Annotated in this window: 18 protein-coding genes; 9 read left to right on the plus strand and 9 right to left on the minus strand. The window is 47.3% G+C overall.

Going from position 1 to position 23,899, the window contains the following annotated elements:
* Positions 1 to 118: 118 nt before the first annotated feature.
* The gene (locus MKY97_RS21105; RefSeq protein ID WP_342552231.1) at positions 119 to 1,087 is read left to right on the plus strand and encodes a phosphotransferase; all 969 of its coding nucleotides are present in this window, start codon (positions 119 to 121) and stop codon (positions 1,085 to 1,087) included.
* Between the two features lie 99 nt (positions 1,088 to 1,186).
* Here the strand turns inward: MKY97_RS21105 and MKY97_RS21110 are convergent, their stop codons facing one another.
* Entirely contained in the window at positions 1,187 to 1,708 is a 522-nt protein-coding gene (locus MKY97_RS21110) for a DJ-1/PfpI family protein (RefSeq protein ID WP_342552232.1), read from the minus strand.
* A 596-nt stretch (positions 1,709 to 2,304) separates the two neighbouring features.
* Between MKY97_RS21110 and MKY97_RS21115 the strand changes: the two genes are divergently transcribed.
* Both MKY97_RS21115 and MKY97_RS21120 read left to right on the plus strand, forming a co-directional pair.
* On the plus strand, positions 2,305 to 4,239 hold the full coding sequence (locus tag MKY97_RS21115; protein ID WP_342552233.1) for a carbohydrate-binding protein: 1,935 nt from the start codon (positions 2,305 to 2,307) through the stop codon (positions 4,237 to 4,239).
* A 32-nt stretch (positions 4,240 to 4,271) separates the two neighbouring features.
* Positions 4,272 to 5,837, plus strand: a complete 1,566-nt coding sequence (locus MKY97_RS21120; protein WP_342552234.1) for a glycoside hydrolase 43 family protein — start codon at positions 4,272 to 4,274, stop codon at positions 5,835 to 5,837.
* Between the two features lie 94 nt (positions 5,838 to 5,931).
* On the opposite strand, the gene MKY97_RS21125 is transcribed toward MKY97_RS21120, so the two are convergent.
* Positions 5,932 to 6,486, minus strand: a complete 555-nt coding sequence (locus MKY97_RS21125) for an NAD(P)H-dependent oxidoreductase (RefSeq protein ID WP_342552235.1) — start codon at positions 6,484 to 6,486, stop codon at positions 5,932 to 5,934.
* A gap of 203 nt (positions 6,487 to 6,689) precedes the next feature.
* Here MKY97_RS21125 and MKY97_RS21130 point away from each other — a divergent pair, with 203 nt between their 5' ends.
* Complete coding sequence (locus tag MKY97_RS21130; RefSeq protein WP_342552236.1) at positions 6,690 to 7,055, plus strand: helix-turn-helix domain-containing protein; 366 nt, start codon at positions 6,690 to 6,692, stop codon at positions 7,053 to 7,055.
* Between the two features lie 221 nt (positions 7,056 to 7,276).
* Positions 7,277 to 7,996: an SDR family oxidoreductase gene (locus MKY97_RS21135; RefSeq protein WP_342552237.1), complete on the plus strand. Its 720-nt coding sequence runs from the start codon at positions 7,277 to 7,279 to the stop codon at positions 7,994 to 7,996.
* A gap of 120 nt (positions 7,997 to 8,116) precedes the next feature.
* Here MKY97_RS21135 and MKY97_RS21140 read toward each other — a convergent pair whose 3' ends face one another.
* On the minus strand, positions 8,117 to 9,145 hold the full coding sequence (locus MKY97_RS21140) for a hypothetical protein (RefSeq protein WP_342552238.1): 1,029 nt from the start codon (positions 9,143 to 9,145) through the stop codon (positions 8,117 to 8,119).
* Positions 9,146 to 9,368: 223 nt separating this feature from the next.
* On the opposite strand from MKY97_RS21140, the gene MKY97_RS21145 reads away from it, so the two are divergent.
* Together MKY97_RS21145 and MKY97_RS21150 are read left to right on the plus strand one after the other, a co-directional pair.
* Entirely contained in the window at positions 9,369 to 11,441 is a 2,073-nt protein-coding gene (locus MKY97_RS21145; protein WP_342552239.1) for a methyl-accepting chemotaxis protein, read from the plus strand.
* Between the two features lie 93 nt (positions 11,442 to 11,534).
* Positions 11,535 to 12,746, plus strand: a complete 1,212-nt coding sequence (locus MKY97_RS21150; RefSeq protein WP_342552240.1) for an aminotransferase class I/II-fold pyridoxal phosphate-dependent enzyme — start codon at positions 11,535 to 11,537, stop codon at positions 12,744 to 12,746.
* A 58-nt stretch (positions 12,747 to 12,804) separates the two neighbouring features.
* Here the strand turns inward: MKY97_RS21150 and MKY97_RS21155 are convergent, their stop codons facing one another.
* From MKY97_RS21155 to hcp, 6 genes are all read right to left on the minus strand, one after another.
* Positions 12,805 to 14,856: an iron ABC transporter permease gene (locus tag MKY97_RS21155; RefSeq protein ID WP_342552241.1), complete on the minus strand. Its 2,052-nt coding sequence runs from the start codon at positions 14,854 to 14,856 to the stop codon at positions 12,805 to 12,807.
* Positions 14,853 to 15,854 carry an iron-siderophore ABC transporter substrate-binding protein gene (locus tag MKY97_RS21160; protein WP_342552242.1) on the minus strand — a complete coding sequence of 334 codons (1,002 nt, stop codon included), beginning with the start codon at positions 15,852 to 15,854 and terminating at the stop codon, positions 14,853 to 14,855. Before MKY97_RS21160 ends, MKY97_RS21155 begins: the two co-directional genes overlap by 4 nt.
* A gap of 229 nt (positions 15,855 to 16,083) precedes the next feature.
* Complete coding sequence (locus MKY97_RS21165; RefSeq protein ID WP_342552243.1) at positions 16,084 to 16,626, minus strand: CueP family metal-binding protein; 543 nt, start codon at positions 16,624 to 16,626, stop codon at positions 16,084 to 16,086.
* A gap of 188 nt (positions 16,627 to 16,814) precedes the next feature.
* The gene (locus MKY97_RS21170; protein ID WP_342552244.1) at positions 16,815 to 17,264 is read right to left on the minus strand and encodes a V4R domain-containing protein; all 450 of its coding nucleotides are present in this window, start codon (positions 17,262 to 17,264) and stop codon (positions 16,815 to 16,817) included.
* 74 nt (positions 17,265 to 17,338) lie between these two features.
* Positions 17,339 to 18,730: a PTS transporter subunit EIIC gene (locus tag MKY97_RS21175; RefSeq protein WP_342552245.1), complete on the minus strand. Its 1,392-nt coding sequence runs from the start codon at positions 18,728 to 18,730 to the stop codon at positions 17,339 to 17,341.
* Positions 18,731 to 19,073: 343 nt separating this feature from the next.
* Positions 19,074 to 20,366, minus strand: coding sequence for a hydroxylamine reductase (hcp, locus tag MKY97_RS21180; protein WP_342552246.1), 1,293 nt, complete (start codon positions 20,364 to 20,366; stop codon positions 19,074 to 19,076).
* Positions 20,367 to 20,597: 231 nt separating this feature from the next.
* Between hcp and MKY97_RS21185 the strand changes: the two genes are divergently transcribed.
* Entirely contained in the window at positions 20,598 to 20,969 is a 372-nt protein-coding gene (locus MKY97_RS21185) for a hypothetical protein (RefSeq protein ID WP_342552247.1), read from the plus strand.
* 223 nt (positions 20,970 to 21,192) lie between these two features.
* Complete coding sequence (locus MKY97_RS21190; RefSeq protein WP_342552248.1) at positions 21,193 to 23,844, plus strand: cation-translocating P-type ATPase; 2,652 nt, start codon at positions 21,193 to 21,195, stop codon at positions 23,842 to 23,844.
* Positions 23,845 to 23,899: the final 55 nt, after the last annotated feature.

Below are 23,899 nucleotides of genomic sequence, written 5' to 3' on the forward strand. Positions count from 1 at the left end.
ACAGACCTTAAGCAACACTATAGCAGAAAGCAAAGAAACAGTCTATATTTTCAGGCGGGATTCCTCTATATTTATGATGCTGGCCGGCGAATCCAATGGAAAAAGGGAGCGTCAAGCAATGGAAATGAATCGTCATCTTACGAATATCGAATTACAGGAATATGTACAGCATGTTTTTGGCAGTAGTTATCATCTGATCGAACAAACAAAATCGCAAGGCGGTGCGCAAAAAGCCATCTACAAAGTTAGATGCACAAACGGTTTTGCTTGTATGCTGTACGTTTGGGATATTTCTTCCAACTATTTTCAAGAGGAACTGCTGCACGAGCCCACCTTTCGCTCCTCATACGGAAGTTCACTTTTCTCTATGAATACGAATTACCTTCAAGCACATGGAATTCGTACACCTGCCTTATATGATCTCAACAATGAAGGGAAACAGCATCATTTTGACTTTGCCCTGGTTGAATACATTGACGGGCAGACAGCTGAAGATTACTTTCAACATACAGATTCGATATCCAAGGATCGGTTATTTCAACGGATCGGAGAGATGATATCTGTCATGCACAGCATGGAACGAAACGTTTACGGAAAAGTCGACAATATCCATGTGAAGGAAACTGCGTGCTCCAGATTGAAACAGAACGATGCTGTAAAATCCCTTTTGTATGCCTCGAGGCACCTGCAGCATGTAAAAGAAAATTACAATCAGCTATTGGAGAAATTATACGAATTGGAGGCACAAATTCCACCGCGAAGCCGTTATCATTTCATTCATGATGAGCTTGGACCCAATCATATTTTAGTAGATCATCAGCTGCAGCCGTGTCTTATTGATATAGAAGGTGCAGGATTTTTCGACCTTGAACACGAACACAGCTTTCTCGCGCTGCGCTTCGGCGAATATTATCGTTATTTTGAGCAAAAGGACCTTGATCCCGCCCGATTGTCATTTTATCGATTTTGTCATCATCTATCCTTGATGGCCGGAGGTTTAAAGCTGCTCCATCGTCAATTTCCAGATCAGCAGTTCGCCAGAAACCTCGCTGCCTATCATGCCAAACATGCAGTAGAGATGCTGTAACTGGATGCCATAAAAAATTAATCAGAAAGCCCGGCTTAAATCGCCGGGCTTTGTCACGTAAATTGAGCTGGATCGCTCGTTATTATCTTTCTATTCCTTTTAAGCATTCTCAAAGTATTTAAAAAACCGGACGGTCTCTTCATAATCTGCTGCATCAGCATAAATGCCTGTCATCTGTCCCAGCCCTATGGCAAAATCGACGTATCCGTTCGCTTTCGCTGTAATGATGTTGTCATGTACCTTATACGTTTCGGACCGTCTTGCATCATTACTTGTGTATTGTTTTCCTTCCAAAATTCCTGCCTCATGCAGCAGGTCTACTCCGGAACATATCGCGCCGACATATTTGCGATCCGCTTCCAGCTTCTGCAGCAGTGTAATCAGCTGTGTATTATGCTGCAGTTCGCTGATATCCCCTCCTGGTATGATCAACACTTCAATGTCCCGGTGATCTATTTCATGTATGGACTGATGGGGGGTGACGATCAAACCCTCATAAGACTTCACCGCATCAGATGTCATGCCAAGCGTGATGATCTCTCCTTTCGTTTTCATGAGGTACATGGCCAGCATAACCTCAAAACTTACATACCCGTCGTAAATTACCACATATGTATTCATTCATCTCACCTGCTTGTATGTATTCTAAACTGCCAGCTTTATTGAAAAATTGGATCTGTATAAGCATATCACATAAAAAGGGTACGACAGACCTTAGATTACAGAAAGATTCCCTTACAAATTTTGATAAAAAATGATTGTATTCTTATCCAGTTGTGGTATGATATCGTCAAATAAATAAACATTTAAAAGAAAATATGAAAAATAATTACATTAATTCTCTTCTATCTTTCCTCTCTGAATCTTCAAACCCAGTTTATTGTAAGCGATTACACAAAACAACCGGACATATTACAGTACTATTTTCTCATTCGCCCTAATTACGCATCCTGTGCCCTCTCTTACATCGCTTCCCCTTGTTCCGGGTTATAGCCAGCAGTCTGCCTCAGTGGTCCGACACACGGTGTGCATGTCGTCTGGCTTGAGCCATATAAAAATATGCTTGGATAACATTCTCAGCTGATCATCCGAAAGGAGGTGTAATGAAGAACTTTCTTCTCCTTATCCATCTCGTCAGACTCTCATCACCCCTGTTCTAGAGTTCATTGTGCGCATTTAAGATGACGATTACACATTAATCCAATGGAGGCGAACGTATGATTCGTAAACCACTAGCACTGCTGATGTCGTTAATCCTTGTTTTTGCCATGCTGCCCGCAGAGTCCAGCCATGCAGCTAATAATGCTGTTGCCAAAACGCCTGTGAATGCCAACCCACTTGTCGATCATAAATTGGGAGCAGACCCTTATGTGCTCGTCCACAACAATCGTGTCTATGTCTATATGACAGGAGATACATTCCTCTACAACAACGACGGCTCTGTCCGGGAAAATAACTACGGCACCATCGGGAGAATCAGTGTGATCTCCTCAGCTGACATGGTGAACTGGACTGACCATGGCTACATTCCGGTAGCCGGTGCGAATAATGCCAACAACGGACAAGGCATTGCCAGATGGGCAAGCCAATCCTGGGCGCCAGCCATGGCGAAGAAAACGATCGCAGGCAAAGATAAATTTTTCCTGTATTTCGCCAACTCAGGTGCAGGAATCGGTGTTCTGACAGCAGATTCCCCGATCGGCCCTTGGTCTGATCCAATCGGACGTGCGCTTGTCACTCACGGAACACCTGGCATGTCAGGAGTAACCTGGCTTTTTGATCCAGCTGTACTTGTCGATGACGATGGCTCTGCTTATCTGTATGCAGGCGGCGGTATTCCGAACGAGAACAATGCAGCATCCATTGCGAATCCAAGAACAGCACGTGTTATTCGTCTCGGTGCCGATATGACCAGTGTGGTTGGCAGCGCCACAACGATTGATGCACCGTATATGTTTGAAGATTCAGGCATTCATAAGTACAACGGCAAGTATTATTATTCGTACTGCATCAACTTTGCCGGCAACCATCCGGCAGCTTACCCAAAGGGTGAAATCGGATATATGGTAAGTGACAGCCCGATGGGACCTTTCACATACAAAGGACATTTCCTCAAAAATCCGGGTACATTCTTCGGTGTAGGTGGCAACAACCACCATGCCGTGTTCCAGTTCAATAACCAATGGTATGTCGCGTATCATGCGCAGACGGTGAGTAAAGCTTTCCTCGGTGATGGCAAAGGATACCGTTCTACCCATATCAACAGGCTGACGCACAACGCGGACGGATCGATTCAGGAAGTACAGGGTAACATGACCGGTGTGCCTCAAACAGCTAACCTAAATCCGTATAACAGAGTGGAAGCCGAGACGATTGCTTGGCAGGCTGGCATCAATACACAACCGACTCAAGCAAGCGGTGGACCAACAGCCAACCAAAATGTGACGAATATCAATAATGGGGACTGGATCGCTGTAAGTAATGTGGATTTTGGTTCAACAGGTGCATCCAAATTCAAAGCAAACGTGGCCTCTACCGGAAATGGTAACATTGAACTCCGGCTTGGCAGCCCGACAGGCACACTGATCGGCACGCTTAACGTCACTTCAACGGGTGGCGTACAGAACTGGCGTGAACTCGAAACCAATATTACCAATACGACAGGACGGCATCATCTGTATTTGGTGTTTACAGGTTCAGGTAACGGAAACCTGTTCAATCTGGATTACTGGCAGTTCACCTCCGGTTCTGGAGGTAACCCCAATCCAAATCCGAACCCCAATCCCGATGTTACTCGGGTTGAAGCAGAGAGCATGACCCTTGCCGGTCAATATGCCGGGCTGATTAGTTCTCCTTTTAACGGCGTGGCGCTCTATGCGAACAATGATTCTGCGTCTTACAATCAATACTTTGCTTTCCCAACCCATCAGTTCTCTCTAAGAGGCGCTTCCAACAATAACAGTACAGCCCGTGTCGATCTGGTGATCGGCGGTGTAACGGCAGGTTCATTTTATTTTACCGGAACACAACCAACGGTGCAGACGCTCTCAAACATCACACATGCTACGGGGAATCAGGAAGTAAAGCTCGTTGTAACCACAGATAACGGAACCTGGGATGCTTACATTGATTATCTGGAATACTCTCTATAATTTGAGATCATGACATTCAGGGAGGCATCGTTATGTGGAAAAAAATCGGAGCGCTTCTGCTCACCATTCCCTTGCTGCTGACAACATTGCCTCTAACTCATCAGCCCGTCTCTGCGGCGACTTTTAACAATCCGGTGCTTTATGCAGACGTACCGGACAGTGACGTCATTCGTGTAGGCAATGCCTTTTATATGACCAGTACCACCATGCATATGAACCCGGGCGTGCCTGTCATGAAGTCAACCGATCTGGTGAACTGGAGCATTGTAAACTATGTGTATGACACACTTGGTAACAGTGATGTACAGAATTTAAACAACGGCCAGAATGAATATGGACGCGGCTCTTGGGCCAGCAGTCTTCGCTACAATAACGGTATCTATTATGTCGCTTTCGGTTCGTTATCCACCGGAAAGACGTACATTTATCAGACCAGCAATATCGAGAACGGACCGTGGACGCCATACACTTTGAACAGCTATTATCATGACCCTTCCCTTCTCTTCGACGGGAACCGTACATTTCTTGTACATGGCAGTGATAACATCAGCATTGTGGAGCTGACACCTGATGCCAAAGCCGTGAAATCCGGCGGTTTGAACCAGGTATTAATTCATAATGCGAGCAGTATTGCCGGCTCTAACATGATTGTAAAGGCGGAAGGTGCGCACATTCAGAAGATCAATGGCCTGTATTACATCTTCCTGATCGCCTGGCCTTCCGGGGATGGACGCATCCAGCTAGCCTATCGTGCGAATACGTTAACCGGGCCCTATACCGGTAAAGTCGTGTTAAGAGATTCGGGCATCGCACAGGGCGGGATTGTGGATACCGCCTCAGGCTCATGGTACGGTATGCTGTTCCGTGATCGAGGTGCCGTTGGACGCATCCCCTATCTTGTACCCGTAACCTGGTCGGATAACTGGCCCGTATTCGGGGTCAACGGCAAAGTTCCATTGACGATGAACATGCCGGTTGAAGGACAGGCACCCGCCAAAATTTTCGGTTCTGATGAGTTTAATGCAGCATCAGGCTCAGCAGCTCTCTCTAAATTTTGGCAGTGGAATCATAATCCTGATCCTTCAAAATGGTCCTTGAGCCAGCGTCCCGGTTTCATGCGGTTGACCACAGGCAAGCTCAGCAAAAACATACTGGAAGCACGCAATACTTTGACACAGCGTACGTTTGGGCCAAAAAGTACAGGCATGACTGCCTTGGAAACGGCAGGGATGAAGGATGGCGATTATTCGGGTCTGGCTGCTTTTCAGGCGAAATACGGCTTTGTTGGCGTCAAGGTGACGGGCAGTACGAAGTCTATCGTAATGACCCATGCCAGTTCAGGAACGATGACTGAAGTCGCCAGTGTGCCCTTGAATCAGAACAGAATCTATTTGCGAGTGATCTGTGATTTCACCAATCAGACGGATAAAGCTTACTTCGCCTATAGTCTGAATGGAACCAATTGGACAACAATTGGCAGCACACTGCAGATGTCGTATACCCTGCCGCACTTTATGGGCTATCGTTTTGCACTGTTCAATTATGCGACCAAATCTGCGGGAGGATATGCTGATTTTGACTTTTTCCGTGTTGAGTAACATGGATTAGGGTGCTGGTGATCTTTTGCAGCAGTGCCGCAATCGTAAGTCATACTCTGGCCTGGAACTCCGCTTTGTCGGAGCCAGGCCCTTTTCATTCCATTTTGCGGATAAGATCTGATTTAGACGTTTGGATGTATTGGATATAATTCATAGAACTTTGATCAATCTCTTGATCACTTGCCTGAAATGAGGCACCATAGACAGCATAGTGCGGCAGTGCAGTAACGCCGACATGATTCATGCTCGCCTTGAATGGTGCCATCAGCTCCTCAACACTGTACCCGATGGGTGCTCCCTTCGCATAATTCTCCTGCTTATCCCCGATCGTTATCGCCAGCCCCATCCGCTTACCATGCAATCGCTTGCCCTTTGAACCATAAGCCCAACCATGCGTGAACACATCGTCCAGCCACTTTTTGAGCAGCGGCGGATAACTGTACCAATACAGCGGAAACTGTAAAATAATATGATCATAGGCCTCCAGCAGCTTCTGCTCACGAACCACATCAATATTCCAGTCAGGATAGGCCTCATATAATTCGTGAATGTGTACATCCTCTGCATGCCGATGCAGCTCCTCTTTCCAGCGACGATTCACTCTTGAATTTGTTATATCGGGATGCGCCAGAATAACCAGTGTTTTCATCTCATACATTCCTTTCTCATCACATGCTGATTTCTTTTCTTGAATATGAATATGGATCATTATCCGCCACGTCAGACCAAAAGAAAATACACACAATGAAGTAAGATGCTTACCTCAAGGTGTGTATGGACTTCTGCTTTACGGTTATGAGAAAATAAATAGTTATCGCTGTGAACACGTAAATATAAAACGAGGTGATATATATGAAGCAGTATCGTTTGGGCATTGAAGCTGCACTCGAAATCATTGGCGGCAAGTGGAAAGCGATCATCATCTGTTTATTAATGTCGGGTGTCAAAAGAACAGGAGAATTGGAGCGCGGCATACCCGGCATTTCACAAAAAGTACTGATTCAGCAATTGCGCGAATTGGAACGCGACGGCCTTGTCAGAAGACATATTTATCAGCAAATGCCTCCTAAAGTGGAGTACAGCCTTACCGAATATGGCGTCACAGCGAATACGATTGTGGATGTGATGTGTGCTTGGGGAAGAGATAATATTACGCTTAGGCAGCAGCGCGGGGAAGAGGTTGTTTTATTATCAGACTCAGACCAAAATCACGATTAAACATTACAGGCTGCACATCGCTCTTCTTTATGAACAACGATATCCGATGAATGAAGCTTCCCTCATTCAACCTTCACATTCCATATCCGGCCTTTATAGTAAAATATACTTATTCTAATTAATAAAGACGTTGATTGGATTGTTTCTATGACTTCATGAGTGAAGTTTTAGAAGATGTTTAAATTCATCTGGTCCATGTCGTTAAGGAGGTTTTTTTACAAATGACGAATTATATTGTATTCGGTGCCAGCAAAGGATTGGGCGATGCCTTTGTCCGAGGTGTGCCGCAGGCAGGAGATAAGGTCTGGGTTGTATCGCGCAGCAAGCCGGGGAGCTTGAAACTGGAGGATGGTGTACAGCGAGTCTGGATTCAGGCGGATCTCTCGGAACTCCAGGCTTCCAGACAGATTGCGGAGCAGCTGCGCAGCGAAACGCTGGATGTACTTATTTATAACGTTGGAATCTGGGAAAAAGAAGGCTTTGAAGATCACTACACCTTTGATCAGGATGAGCCATCGGATATTCAACAGCTGATCCATGTGAACGTGACTTCAACCATTGTATGTATTCAGGCTTTACTGCCTCAGCTTCGTAAGTCAGCAGCAGGAAAGATCATTCTCATCGGCTCTACAGCCGGGTTAAGCAATGCGGGCAGCACCCAAGTTTCTTTTGTCGCCTCCAAGTTTGCGATACGTGGAATTACAGAAGCTTTAAGAGAGCACACCCGGCAGGATCGCATTGCAGTAACCTGCATCAACCCGGGAGAACTGGCAGCAGAAATTCCGTACGAAGATGGAATGGAACGTGCATTGTCGGAGTATGAAGGAACACGCATTCCGCTTCAGGATATGGTATCCATCGTCCGGTGCGTCGTCAGCTTGTCCACAGCAGCCTGTGTCAAAGAAATTAATGTACCTGCGCTTACGGACCTTAATACGTAGGAAAAGGATCACACATCTGCTTAACACGAATTCAATCGGATCATTTTCAGTTGACCTCGTCTATGCTGCAGTACTCGTCTCCTCAATGGGACGTATGCTGTCTCGTTTGATAAGCGTCTGTTACATTAAGTATTGGGATATATGCTCGATCTCCATGGACTGCACTCGTTTTTGTTCAGGAATATGCTCGTATATGATGTGTTCCTTCCCTTGCTGGCTGAGTTGTTCACGCATTGCATGAATGCGTCCTTTATTAAAATCAATAAAACGAAAATCCACCTGACGCAGCTGCTCAAGTTCTGCCAACCGGGCGAAGGACGCTGCTTTAAGAGCCGTGTTGATCTCTTTCAGTTCCAGAACTTCCAGTGAGCTGGCCGTCCATAAATCATCGGTATTTTGAAGAGATTTCATGTAAACCAGTTCAAGCTGCCTGAGCCGGGGCATTTGCGAAAAATCACAACATTGTTCCAGCTTGGACAAGGAAAGATGCAGAAATTCAAGTCGGTGCATCTGCTCCAGTCCTTTGATACTCATCAGTTTCCGTACCGAGCTGAGTTTTAACATACGAATTGTCGACTGTGTCAGTACATCCAGCTCACTCTCTAACTCACAATGATCCAGAGACAGATACTGGAGCCTCGGCAGTTCTGATAATACGTCAAGACCATCCACCGGACAGTTCAGGATGATGGTCTCCAGATGCTGGCATTGTGCTGCCGAGTTCATGCTTTTAAATTTGCCATGCAGTTCAAGATACGTTAACTGCTGATAGTGTTTGATGAAACTCAAGTCGGCTGCTCTCGCGGGTGAATTTAACCTTAGAAAGAGCAGCTGCTCCATCGCACCCAGAATCGTCAAATCCTGCACCTGCGAACAATCCAGCTGTAAGGCAGACACATGTTTTAACTGTGCTAAACGCCCGAGAAAACTGGAGGGAAGCTTCGATTTCGGATCCGCGTTGGATATGTGGAGAATCAGATCCGGCCTGACCGAGAAAACGTCTGCATCCAGTTTGGACAAATCCTCATAAGTATCCACACCAACGCGAAAATGCACCACTGCCCTGCGGCGCAGATGCTGGACCGCCTGATGCATTTTTTCCTCATTCCAAGGCATTCCCTGTATAGAAGCATGCCAAAACGCAGTCATTTTCCATTCCCCCTATCCTGTTTGGTTCAGATCAAGTCCATAGAATTCCATATCATTCCATTATAAACAACTCGTCTTGAAGGAACTATCCGCCTGAAGTATGAAGTCTGACATTTAAATTAATTTTTTTTCATTCGACAAAAATATACATAAATCTATATTGTATGCCGACATATAACTCAGAAGTTGAGAACTTCTTATCAATCATCTGGGGAGATGGAACATGCTAAATACATTCAAAAAGCGGGGGAACACAGGGACACGGACATCCAGTATGGCCAACACCTTGTCCATTGTACTGCTCGCCATCATTGTTGTCGTGTTCGCCGTGTTAGGAACGTTTATGTTCACAAGTACAAGAAATATTTTGGTTAAACAACAAGAGTCCATGCTGCAGACCAAAACACAAGCCATTGTCAGTGAGTTTGACGCACTGTTCAAAGAAAAAGGCGCATTGGTCAAACAAATGTCCACGAACAAATTGTTCAGGCAGTACATAGAAACAACGAAATCCGCGGCAGAAGCAGCCACTTCTGCTTATGCGATTGAAACAAGGGATACCCTTGCTGCTATTGTGAAGGAAGAGCCTTCGTTCCACGATGCTTGGATCGCTGGCCTGGAGGGCAAAGGCTTCTGGATGCAAAATGACGGCGTCGTGTCTGCCCCGGATTTTGATATCCAGGCACGTCCATATTACCAAGCCCTGAAGGATGGCGATGGACTTTACTATTCTGATCCGTACATCGATATTGCTGCAGGCCAAGTGCTCATGGGTATTTTTTATCCGATCAAAGACGAGAACGATAACATGATTGGCTTTGCCGCAGCGGACATTGCCTTTGAAGATATTCCGAATATTATGAAAAGTTATTCTCTGGGAAACACAGGGTATTCCATTTTGCTATCCAAGAGCGGGGAAATTCTGTACCATCCGGACGAGCGTAAAGTGCTGAAGGAAAATATTCTGAACAGTACCGGAGACATGGGCGAAGTCGGCAAAAAAATGACGGCCGGTGAATCTGGTATACAGCTGATAAATGATAATGGGGAACGCCGATACATCGGGTATGCAACCAGCAAGGACACTGGCTGGTCCGTAGGTCTGACGATTTCGGAGAAAGAAGTGCTGGCAGAACTCAGTACGTTCACGTGGTATACACTTGGCGGATTCACGGCTGCTGCCCTGCTGCTTGTCGTGATCTGTTACGTTACCCTTCGCCGCCTGCTGCGCACCATACCGCAGCTGCTGCGTAAAATTAAACAGATTGAGCAGGGTGACTTGACCGTTAAACTGGATATCCAATCGAATAATGAGATCGGACAGATTGCCGCGGGTCTGAATTCGATGGTGCAGAAGATCCAAAGCATGATGCAAATCGTAGGAAATTCGGCTCAAGTGCTGAATCAATCCTCCCATGATCTGCAGTCCATCTCTTCAAGAACCGCTGTGACTATGAATGATACATCGACAGCGATCAATGAGATCGCGAATGCAACCAATTATCAGTCCATTGAAACGGAAAATATTTTGCGCAAAACAGGCTCGTTATCCAGTCAAGTGGATGAAATGGCTGCAGATGCACAGGAGATGGGTGCTATGGTACAGATCTCTGCGGATCAAAGCAGCCAAGGACTGACTGTAGTCGAGCAATTGTCGAAATGGTCCGAGGAGAACCACACTTCTACTCAAGCTGTGTCTTCTATAATTCAAGAGATTGATCAGAGCCGGAATGAAATATCCAGTTTTGTGGACACGGTGAAACAAATTGCCTCCCAAACGAATCTGCTCGCACTTAATGCTTCCATCGAGGCTGCTCGTGCCGGGGAACATGGCAGAGGATTTGCCGTCGTTGCAGAAGAAGTTCGCAAGCTGGCTGAGCAGACCGCCCTGGCTACAGAAGAAATCAATAAAAAGGTCAATGTCATTGAAGAGAAAACATCATTATCCGTAGAACACACTATGCGTGGTATGAAGATTGCCGAAGAGAACACGAGGGCAGTAGACAATACCAAACAGGTATTCTACAGCATCAACCAGGATTTGAAAGAGCTGCAGCTTCGCATGCTGCAGATTACAAACGGCACTGCAGCCGTACATCAACACAAAGATGAAATATTCCAGGCACTGGAAGTGATCTCCTCGACGACGGAGGAGAACTCTGCATCAACGGAAGAAGTCAGCGCGAGTACGCAGGAACAACTGGAAAGTATTCAGCAGGTGGCCGATCTATCGAATCAGTTGAATCAGCTGTCTGCCAAGCTGCAGGAAGAACTGGGTCACTTCAAGGTGGAGTAAGCTGCGCCCTCCCCTGCTCTTCTCTTTTGTTCGCTATCCATTTATTATTGAATTATAGGCGTACGAAGAGCATTGGAGGCTGATGGACATATCATGAAATTTGCAAAACGAATGGATCACTTTAGTGAAGGTATCTTCACCAAGCTTCTGGAGATCAAGCGCCGCCGTCTGGAGAGTGGGCAGCCCGTTATCGACCTAAGCGTCGGGACACCAAACATTCCGCCGGCTCCGCATATTATGAAGGTACTCTGTGAAGCCTCTGCTGATCCAGCCAATTACATCTATGCTGTGAACGATCAGAGCGAACTGCTGCAGGCAGCAGGTGACTGGTACAGACAGCGGTACCAAGTAGAGTTGGACCCCAAAACAGAAATCTGCTCTTTGCTCGGATCGCAGGAAGGACTTGCGCATATCTCCCTCTCGATTGTCGATGAAGGTGATCTCGTTCTGGTCCCCGATCCCTGTTATCCAGTATTTGCTGATGGGCCGCTTCTGGCCGGAGCAGAGCTGTATTACATGCCGCAAAAAGAGGAACACAACTATGTTATTCAGCTGTGTGACATCCCGGAATCTGTGGCAGAACGAGCCAAATTCATGCTTGTATCGTATCCGAACAATCCGACAACAGCGATGGCTCCGGACTCATTTTACGAAGAACTGATCGCTTTTGCCAACAAATACGATATTATCGTGCTGCATGATAACGCATATAGCGAGCTTGTCTTTGATCATAAAACATGCGGCAGTTTCCTGGCCTATCCCGGTGCAATCGATGTGGGGATCGAATTCAACTCTCTATCCAAAACGTACGGACTGGCTGGAGCACGAATCGGTTTTTGTGTGGGGAACCGGGAGGTGGTCTCTATGCTGAAAAAGCTGAAATCCAACATGGATTACGGCATGTTTATCCCGATTCAACAGGCAGCCATTGCCGCGATTACGGGTGATCAAAGCGATGTGGGGCGGGTAAGGGCAATCTATGAAGAACGGCGGGATATGTTATGTGAGGGCTTCGCCAAACTGGGCTGGCACATCAGTAAACCCGAAGCCACGATGTTCATCTGGACACGGATTCCCGCACATTACGACACATCCGAACAGTTTGCTGCCGATCTCGTTACCAGAACGGGTGTCATTGTCACACCAGGCAGCGCTTTTGGACCTTCAGGTGAAGGCTATGTGAGACTTGCTCTGGTACAGGACCTGGAGCAGCTGCGCCAAGCCCTTCAATATGTAGAAGCCAGCGGCATACTCACACCTGCAAAACAATCTGACAAACAATCTGCGGTTGAGCAGCAGCTGTGACAAAATAAAAAGCACCAAACCCTATGCGTCGGGGTTTGGTGCTTTTGTACTTTCATTTTCATTTCACTGCTTTGCGCCAGTTTGAACGGTACATCAAGTATAGGAAATACGGTGTACCAATGATCGCAATCAGAATACCGGATGGAATCTCCGTCGGAGCCATCACGGTTCTGCCAATCGTATCAGCGAGCACGAGCATGACTGCTCCTGCCAATGCGGACAGAAACATCGACTGTCTCAGTTTATGTCCCGTCAGCAAACGGACCATATGCGGAGCAATCAGACCAATAAATCCGACAGTTCCTACAACGGCTACGGCTCCAGCCGCAAGCAGCACTCCTACTGTCATCGCCAGCAGACGAGTGCGGCGTACATTCATGCCAAGCCCTGAAGCGCTGTTGTCATCAAATACGAGCAGTTCAAACCTGCGAGCAAGCCACCAGGCCACTGGAACCAGAATGAGCAGGAAGAGGCCAATCACTTTGACTTGATCCCATGTCCGAGCATATGTGCTGCCCGTCAGCCAGATATAACCGCTGCTGCCGTACACGGCTCCGCGTACGATCAGAATTTGAATGCCTGCTCCGGCAATGGCCGACATCGCAATACCAAGCAGTACAACGGCTGATGGATTGAGGCCTTTTTTCCAGGAAAGCGAGAATACAACGGCGGCAGCCGCAGCCGCACCTGCAATGGCAGCGATAGGCAGGATATACATGGGGAGTCCAGGCCATAAAATGAACACCATCATGGCACCAAGTCCTGCTCCAGAAGAAACGCCTACGATTGAGGCATCCGCCAGTGGATTCCGCACTGCCATCTGGATCAGTACCCCGCTGATGGCGAGAGCGGCCCCTGCTCCTGCAGCCACCAAGGTACGCGGGATACGAAGCTGAATTAATCCGGAAAACAACCCATCTGACTGAAACAAACTTGGCAGCAGATCGGCCAGAGGAATACGCATTCCACCGAACATTGTACTAAGCAGCACCAATATTAGCGTTATTGCTGAGAATAATATGGCGACGGGCATAAAAGCAAAACGACGAACACGTCCACCTGTACTCATCGATGACGTCATCCCGGCGCCATTCCCGGTTTTCATCCGGGTAAGCACCAGCCAGATCAGCCAAGGTGCACCAATAATCGCCATTACAGCACCTGTAGGCAGTTCCATGCTGGAGTTGTGGATCATTTTGGCAAGCACATCCGCGCCCACCAGCAGCGCTGCCCCCCACACGAATACACCCGGAATCAAGAGACGACTGGAACGAACACCGCTCAGGCGAACCAGATGTGGCGCAACCAGACCCACAAAGCCGATAGGTCCAATAACACTAACGATAACCGCAGCCAAAATAACGGCAATAATTAGTCCAGCTGTTCGGGCAAGTCCGACTCTCTGGCCCAGGGAGGAAGCGGTGGATTCGTCCAGTTCCAGCATATCCCACTGTTTGGACAAAATCAGAGCCAGCAGCGTTACTCCCGCAACCCAAGGCCAAGCATAGCTCACACCTGTCCAGTCATTCTGGACGAGTGTTCCTGAACCCCACAGAAATAACCCCTGCGTTTCCATGGAGAAGAAAATATGAAGGGCGCTCGTAAATGAACCAAGCACCATGGACACAATCATACCGGATAACGCCAGCCGGACCGGAGTTGATGTACGCCCGCCACCCATAAAATAAGCCGCGAACGCAGCAAGCAAACCGCCCATGGCGGCAAAAAGAAACGGTGACTTGCTGAGTACCCCCGGAAAAAGAATCGCACCCAGCACTACGATAAAATACGCCCCCGCATTAATCCCGAGTGTATCCGAGGCTGCAAGCGGGTTGCGTGTAATAGTCTGCAGCAGCGCACCGGCAGCAGCCAGTGCACCCCCCGCAAGGATGCCGATAACGGTACGCGGCATACGCAAATCCCATACCATGTTGTGTTCAAGTGTATCTTGTCTGTTTGTAAGTGCACTCCAAACGTCATGCAAAGAAATAGCGGCCTCGCCATAACACAAGCTTACAAAAAAAAGCACGATAAGGGCGGTTAGACCGCCCCCATAAATGCTTATCATGCGCCAGTTCACAGCTGGCTTTGTTCGTTGAATCGAACTCATTTGGTAATCGCCTCGACCACACCGTCAACCAGCACCTTGGAAGAAATCGGTCCGCCAAATGTCCACGTTGTACTGCCCAGTTGGTATGTGCGCTTTTCTTTCACAAAGTTCAGACCGTTCCATACCGAGTTATTTTTCATCGCTGTGCCAAATACGTCATCATCTGGCTGCGTAATATAGATAAAATTACTGTCCTGCACTTTGGATAATGCTTCGATACCCACTGTGGTGAAACCATAGTTTTCAAGTTTGTCCGGCTGCCAATCATTCACCATGCCAATCTTGTTCAAGGTGCCCACCACGACCGAATTGTCGGTGAACATACGCAGGGAAGCTGCATTTTGATAAGTGAAGGCCTGTGTCAGTGCAAAATGGAAGTTATCTTTTCCGGCTGCAGCCAGCTTTTCTTTTGCTTCGGCATAATGCTGATCCAGATTGTTCAACACTTCTTTGGCCTTATCTTCTTTACCCAGAGCGGTTGCAATGGTATTAAAAATGGTCGTCATCTTCTCATAGTTGTAACCGTCGCCTTCGTATGGATCAAACTCCAGTGTTGGAGCAATAGCTTTCAATTGTTCATACACGTTTGAATTGTTGTCTGCGTTAGCAATGATCAGATCCGGCTTAAGTGCTGCAATTGCCTCCATATTCGGCTCACTGCGTGTTCCGATATCTGTAACGCTATCATCCAGAGCCGCTTCATTCGTTACATACACTTTATAGTTGGCATTGTCTGCGTTCCCTACAGGCTGAACTCCTAAAGCAACAACATCCTCTGTGTACGTCCATTCCAGTGTGACAACACGTTTAGCAGGCTTGTCCAGTTTCAGTTCCCCACGTTTATGCTGCACGGTAACCGGGCCAGCAGACTCTTCAGCAGGAGCACCGCCCGAAACTGTATCTTTACTTGGTTCTGGAGCTGCAGCGTTCTTACCGCATCCTGCCAGCACCAAAACAAATGCCATCATGACTAGTAGTGCATGTAACCCTTTTTTCATCTTTCTTGTCTCCTCTGTCTGTATGTATTTATATGATAACAATTATCATTATCACCTATGGAATTCTTTTTTGTCAACGTTGTCTCATAATTTTCACATTTTTCACCGCATTAAAAAAAGGAAAGAACGGACCCTGAGGCCGTCCTTTCCTGATCTATTCTGTCCTTGTTTCTCATGAGATCATATTCAGCTTAAGGTCAGTTTAACTCGCGCTCGTGTAGAACTCCCGTTAGATTAGCTGCATTGTGGTGATGCAGGTCTGGTCCGTTTGGTATGTAGACAACTGCGTTTCAGCTGCTTTCCCGCCTTGTTCAATACGAATCAGATACGTTCGATCTCTTGGCACCCAAAAGTCCATAAATCCGTTCGTTCCGGACTGCAGCACTTCATTCTTCATCAAGGTACTGCCTTCGGAGTCCTGAATCGTCACCGTGAATTCCTCATCTGCCATCTCTCCCTGGCAGCCGGTTAAACTGTGAATTTCACAGGGATGTGTCTGCTGCACATACGGAGCAATCGACAGGAAAAATTGATCTTCTGGCAGATCATAGGTTACTTTCCGTCCGTCCGCCTCTGTTACCATCAAGGCTGCTGCACTAATCGAAGCAGACTGCGGTTTCGTTCGGCCTGTACTGATCTCCTCAACCAGCTTTGGAATATCGGACATCTCAGCCTGCTCGGTATTCTCTTGGCCTGCCTTATTAGCAGTGATATACGTTCCCAATACGATTACAATGACAGCACTGACCATGATCCATAACGGTTTTTTCATCTGGAAGCTCCCTTCTTATCCCTTCTGATTATACAAGAAAAGGAGACTTACCGGTCCATAACCAGATCTATTTCACTATATATTCACATTTTTGGTTCTTCGCTGAGATTACATGTCAGCTCATACCTACCCTGTCTATCGAAGGTTCCTGCTTACTTGACGTTAATTCTAAAGCAAGACAACTCCAATTACATCTTGATTTCATATTCACAGTATTCATCGCCGCTCACATTACATTTGGTTTCTTTCACCGAAACTCTGCGCTGCAGCATTTTGGTCAGTGCTCCTTCAAGAATTGCACCTTCCAGATCACAGACCATTTTTTCTTCTTCAAGCGCCGGCAGTCCTTTGCAGAAACAGTCATCCACCGCCACAACCATCTTATGCTCGCTTTTTTCTACGATCCGGGGAATACCGATCCGTAGATCTTCAAACAGCTGAAGCAGTTCTTCCACGGTCTGTACAGGCAGATTCTCACCTATTTTACGCCCGACGGTAAGTGTCGTTCCTTTGCCACCCATAGGAAGCCCCTGATGAAGTCCGATCAACCGAATGGTGCGAAACAGCTCCAGCGGAACCGTGTCTCCTAATTGTTTCCGATTCATCTGCTTCATATCTTCAAACGTATAATTTAACATCTGCAGCGCCATCCCTTCCTTTGTCCTTATGTCTCTATTTTGACTAAAAAGACGGATAGGTGCCTTGATTCAAATCAATGAGAAACAGTGCTTTTGTCTCTTTTTCCAGAAAAAATATAGGTCAGCACACAAGAAACTGCAAACGAGATCACAACCCCCACAGAAGCATGAAGCAGATTAAGACTGCCCGGCTTTATATACAGCGGCAGCTCCAGCAAGCTGGAACTTCCCCCTAATGCAAATGCACCAACAGATAACCATCCAAAATAAAGCCCGCCTGCAGCCCCGCCCAGCATGGCCGCAAAGAACGAAGATTTCCTTCTCATATTGACTGCATACAGTGCGGGCTCAATAATGCCGAATAGAGCTGTTCCCGATGCACAGAATGCCATGCTGCGGAATGATGCTTCTTTTGAGTGCAGTCCAGCGGCAAGGGAGGCTCCAGCTTGTGCAACCACGGCGGCCAACATGCCTGAGAGCAGTAAAGATGAACTGTTCATCAACAGTTCGTTCAAGATCACAGGAAGCAGTAAAGATGGAAGTCCAATCATCCATATCAACACGAAAAATGCACCCAACAAGACCAAAGTCAGGATCGGAGCATCAGCGACGTTCGTCTCCACAATGGGCGGCAGCTTCTCATCCAACCATTGAGCAGCGTATCCCAAGACCAGAAGCATGAATGGAACAAGAATCAGCAAAGTCAAAAAAGGAGCGAGGTCTACAGTTAACCCTTTCAGGTTTAGTCGTGCGATGCCTCTCTCCAGATAAGCGGCTGCGCAGACCGTCAGCATCACCCAAAGGATCGACGAATAAAATGTAGGCTGCGAAGCCAGCTGCTGACCGAGAAAATATACTTCTTTTTCACCTGAAAATAACGGGGCCACCTCTGGATAAAACATAAATCCGCCAATGACTGCGGCAGCATAGATATTACTCTTTAACCTGTAAGCAGTGCTGACGGCAGCCAACACGGGCAGCAGATACAAAGCACTATCTCCAATTATCCTAAAGATCGTGAATGTCTGGTTGTCCATCAAGGACGAAGAACCTTCAGAGCCTAAAGAATCGATAAACAGAATCAGAGCAGTTATAATTTTGATCACAGCTGCACCGAGAATGACAGGCATTAAAGGTCTGAACACGCTGGACACAAACTGCATCACTGAAAACTTGCCTTTTATCTTAGACATTGCTTCTTGAAGGCTTGTCTTGTCTTGACTTCCGATGCCCATTTCCTGCAGGGAATCATAAATAGCACCCGATTCATCCCTTAATCTCAATCGGCATTGTCCACCAGTGAACTGGATATCTGCTTCTACCCCAATTGAGGTAGTATATGACAAATCCATTCGCATTCTATCTTTTAAAGTGAGTGTGGTTGTTTCCAGATCCTGCTCGATCCGTATGATATTTTCCCTACCTCCCGCAAGCTTTAACCATTCGTCAATTAGATTGTCATACATCTGTATAATCTCCTTAAGATACGGTAAACCCGTGTTTTATGATGTGCCTTTATCTATATATACATTTCCATGAAAAAACTTCAATAGGATAAAAAAACTAATTCCCCTTACATTTTCATGTCTATTCGTACAAGGTATATGGACCTATTGCTGGAAAACGAATGTTCTAATGCAAGCCTGTCTTGTGGTTTACCTGAAGTAAAGCTGATCCTGCACAAACATGGCAACAGCGCAAAAAAACCGTGCAATATGCACGGCTTTGCTGTTCTTCTTGTATCCTCTGGCATTTTTATCACAGCTTTTATCCCGCCTGCTCATCCTGATTACGCAGCTTACTCAGCTCTTAGGACAAAGCCAGCATCGCATTCATATCTTCTTCCGCTGTCGTGATCAGTTTCAAGCCGAACAGGTCTACAAGAACATCCAGTACACCTTCTGAAATAAATTCAGGCGGCTTCGGTCCAATCCGGATATCCTGAATGCCAAGGCTGAACAGACCGAGAAGAATAGCTACTGCTTTTTGCTCAAACCACGACAATACGATGCTCACAGGAAGCTCATTCACCGTACAGCCAAAAGCATCAGCCAAAGCCATCGCAATTTTAACCGTTGAACCTGAGTTGTTGCATTGTCCGAGGTCGATATACCGCGGAATACCTGTGTCCCCAACGGTACCGTAATCCACATCATTAAACCGGAATTTGCCGCAAGAGGTGGTGAGAATGACGGTATCATTCGGCAGGGATGTTGCAAGCTCGCGGTAGTAGCTGCCGCCCTTGCCCGGTGCATCGCATCCTGCAATGACGAAGAAGCGCCGGATATGTCCGTCTTTGACTGCCTGGATAATCTCCGGTGCAAGTCCAATCACCGTCTCATGGTGGTAACCTGTCGTTAACACCTGTTCGGATTGTACATTCGCCGCCGGCAGTGACAGCGCACGTTCGATAAGTGGCGAGAAATCCTCTCCCGTAATCTTCGTTACACCTTCAAGTCCTGCCACTTCGTACGAGAAGAAACGATCCGCATATGTACCTTTGATGGGCATGACACAGTTCGTTGTTGCCAAAATGGCACCCGGGAATTCCTCAAACAGTCTGCGCTGATCGTACCAGGCTTTACCGATATTCCCTTTGAGGTGTGCGTACTTCTTCAACGCTGGATATCCGTGTGCGGGAAGCATTTCCGAGTGCGTGTAAATGTTGATGCCCTTGCCTTCTGTCTGGCGCAGCAGTTCCTCCAGCGCATATAAATTGTGACCTGTTACAACGATACATTGACCTTCAATCTGGTTCTGACTCACTGTGATCGGCTGCGGAATACCAAATCGATCGGTATGTGCACGATCCAGCACATCCATGATCCGAATTGCAGCATTTCCGACTTTCATCGCCATGTCCAGATGTTCCTGCTGATTAAAGTTCGAGTTCGTAAGTGTCATATATAAAGCTTCGTGTGTAAGCCGATCCACTTCCGGATCGGTATACCCCAGCTGACGAGCGTGTGTTGCGTAAGCAGCGATCCCTTTCAGGGCAAAGATCATCGTATCCTGCAAACTGGCAATCGTTTCATTTTTACCACAGACCCCAATCACTTTACATCCACCGCTTGGCGTCTGTTCACATTGATAACAAAACATATAAATTCCCTCCAAACCATATTAACTCTCTTCGTTATGAAACAGCGTAACAGAGCTGAGGGAAGACAATTGTGATATTACACACAGTTTTGTAAACTAACAACCATATTCTCCCTTTTTTAATTTATCTAAGACTATCATCCAACCAATTACCAGTTCCGCAGCATACTTTGAGAGCAGAGTATTCTGACCCTACGGGCAGATGCTTTACAAGCAAAGGGGGAATATGTCATGCTTCGACCATTACCGATCCTGCAGAGGTATCCTCGGCTCGCTGTTTACAGCCAGGAGAATTTCAGAGGTTTACGAAGAGTCTATCGCGGCAATCTGGGGATTTCGGATTTGGATGCTGTATTGACCGGAATCGAAAGTCTGCGTTTCTTCTCTACCAATCCAAACGCTACCCTTGTTTTATTTGATCGATCTCGTTTTCGGGGTAACTTTGTGATCCTCCGGGGAAATCGCAGCATCCGCGATCTGGATGATTTCTTTAGAAGAAGCGACGCTGCATCCTTGATTTCGTCCAACCGGCGCTTAACTGCAGCACAGATTCGAAGAATCCAGCGGACAGGTCAACTGCCTCCCGGCTTTCGCTTGATTTAAGCCAAGCTAAGAGTCTCTTCTGTATCAAAAATCAAACCTTTCATTCCAGTGGTGCTGCGCATAAGTATCACTGGAATTATGAATAATGACATAGACAGCTGATGCTGCCCAGGCCTATCGTCAAACTACATATGAAATGTTGAAAAACAACATCATTTGGCGGTTCTAGCTTTTGTTCGTACGGGTAATACACATATAAATCACATGTCGAGGAGCTGGTCGATTGCAACACTACAGGCATAGTTCAGTGGAAGTACTGCAGGACGTTCAGAGTTCCGAACAAGGACTTTCTACGTCCGAAGCAGCAAAAAGATTAGAATCGGCAGGATATAACGAGCTAAAGGGAAAAGACGCAGCGCCGATCTGGAAATTGTTCCTGGAAAATTTTAAAGACCCGATGGTCATCGTGCTTCTGATCGCAGCGGCTGTACAGATTGTGCTTGGACATCTGATCGAATCCCTGATCATCTTTCTCGTTATTCTGCTTAACGCTGTCATCAGCGTTGTACAGACCAAGAAGGCGGAGAGCTCCCTGGATGCCCTTCGGCAGATGTCTGCCCCGGAGGCCAAGGTGATTCGAGATGGACAGAAACAAACCCTTCCTGCACGTGAACTCGTTCCGGGCGATATCGTATTGTTAGATGCGGGAGATTATGTACCGGCGGACGGACGCATTCTGGAATCGGGCAGTCTGAAAATTAATGAAGGCATGCTGACCGGGGAATCCGAAGCAGCAGAGAAACATGCCGATATCATTCATGAAGAAGCCGGAATTGGAGATCGGTGCAACATGGCATTCAGCGGGTCGCTAGTTGTGTACGGTCGCGGCACAATCGTTATTACAGGTACGGCACTGAAAACCGAAATCGGTAAAATTGCCGAATTGATCGAAAATGCAGAAGCCAAGGAAACACCGCTGCAGCGCAAGCTGGAATCGTTCAGCAAAAAGTTGGGTTTCTTTATTCTCGGCCTGTCGATTCTTATTTTTGCCATTGAAGCGGGACGGGTGTGGCTGACGGAGGGCACCGAAAATATCGGCCCATCGCTTGTTAATGCATTAATGTTTGCTGTAGCCGTTGCTGTAGCCGCCATCCCAGAAGCACTCTCCTCCATTGTAACCATCGTATTGTCCCTCGGTACGAGCAGGATGGCCAAGCAGCATGCCATTATTCGCAGATTGCCTGCAGTGGAAGCACTGGGATCGGCAAGTATTATCTGCACGGACAAAACGGGTACACTTACTCAAAATAAAATGACCGTTGTGGATTATTACATCCCTCACGGCACCAAAGACGAATTCCCTGATGATCCCGCCGAATGGTCGGAAGAGGAACGTCGGCTCCTGCATATTGCCGTGCTCTGCAACGATTCGAACATCAACCAGGAAGGCAAGGCACTTGGCGACCCCACCGAGGTTGCACTCATCGCTTTCAGCAACCGTGTGAACAAGGATTACAACGAAATCCGTGATCAGTTTCCGCGGGAAGCCGAGCTTCCTTTTGACTCGGATCGCAAGCTGATGAGCACCGTACACACCTTTGAGGGACAGACTGCACTGCTGACCAAAGGCGGACCGGATGTACTGTTCAGCCGCTGCAGCCATGTATTTATCCACGGCGAAGTGCGGCCCCTGACCCCGGAGATTCGCACCCAGTTTGAAGAGAAGAATGAAGCCTTCTCCAAACGTGCCTTTCGGGTGCTTGCTTATGCATACAAACGTTTTGATGATAAAAAAGAAATCACTCCAGAAGATGAATCCGATCTGACATTAGTGGGTTTGACCGCCATGATTGATCCACCGCGTGAAGCGGTATACGGCTCGATTGAGGAATCGAAAAAAGCGGGTATTCGCACCATCATGATCACAGGCGACCACAAAACAACGGCCCAGGCCATCGGTATTGACATTGGGTTGGCTGACAAAGGCGACCTCGCAATCACCGGCGCCGAGCTGGATAAGATGACCGATGAAGAGCTGGATGGGCAGCTGGAGCACATCTCTGTTTATGCACGGGTGTCCCCCGAAAACAAAATCCGGATCGTACGTGCATGGCAGCGTAAAGGCAAAATTGCAGCCATGACCGGAGATGGTGTCAACGACGCACCTGCACTGAAACAGGCCGATATCGGCGTAGCCATGGGCAGTGGAACAGATGTCGCCAAAGATGCGGCAGCGATGATTCTGACCGATGATAATTTTGTATCCATCGTGAATGCAGTCAGTGTTGGACGAATGGTATTTGATAATATTAAAAAGGCCATTGCCTATCTGTTCGCCGGGAACCTCGGCGCCATTATCGCCATCCTCTTCGCACTGGTTGTCGGCTGGGTCAATCCATTCACAGCGCTGCAGCTGCTGTTTATCAATCTAGTTAACGACTCGCTGCCAGCTATTGCGCTTGGCACGGAGAAGGCTGAACCCGATGTGATGCGGCGCAAGCCGCGGGACATCAATGAGGGCATTTTTGCTGGAGGGACGCTGCAGGCCGTGATTACACGCGGGGTGCTGATCGGCGCTGCCGTGATTATATCGCAGTATATCGGACTCGGCATCTCGGAAGAGATTAGTGTCGCGATGGCGTTCACTACACTAATACTGGCACGCAGTTTGCAAACCTTTGCGGCCCGCTCCAACACTCAGACCATCTTCCAGGTTGGCTTCCTGACCAACAAATTTGTGCTTGGTTCGATCGTGGTGTGTCTCTGCCTCTACGGCATTACACTGATTCCGGGTATTCGCGGCATCTTTGCCATCCCTGACACATTCGGCTGGGATGAGTTTCTGATCGCTGGCGGCCTTGCACTTGGTGCCGTTATTTTGATGGATGTTATCAAATGGATTCGTAATCGCGGCAAACAAACCGCGGCGGCTTAGTTGACACAAGATGTACCGACGGACATCGCCATGTGCATCATAGATTGGATAAACA

Source organism: Paenibacillus sp. FSL R7-0652, from assembly GCF_038595045.1.
In the GTDB taxonomy this organism is placed as follows: domain Bacteria; phylum Bacillota; class Bacilli; order Paenibacillales; family Paenibacillaceae; genus Paenibacillus.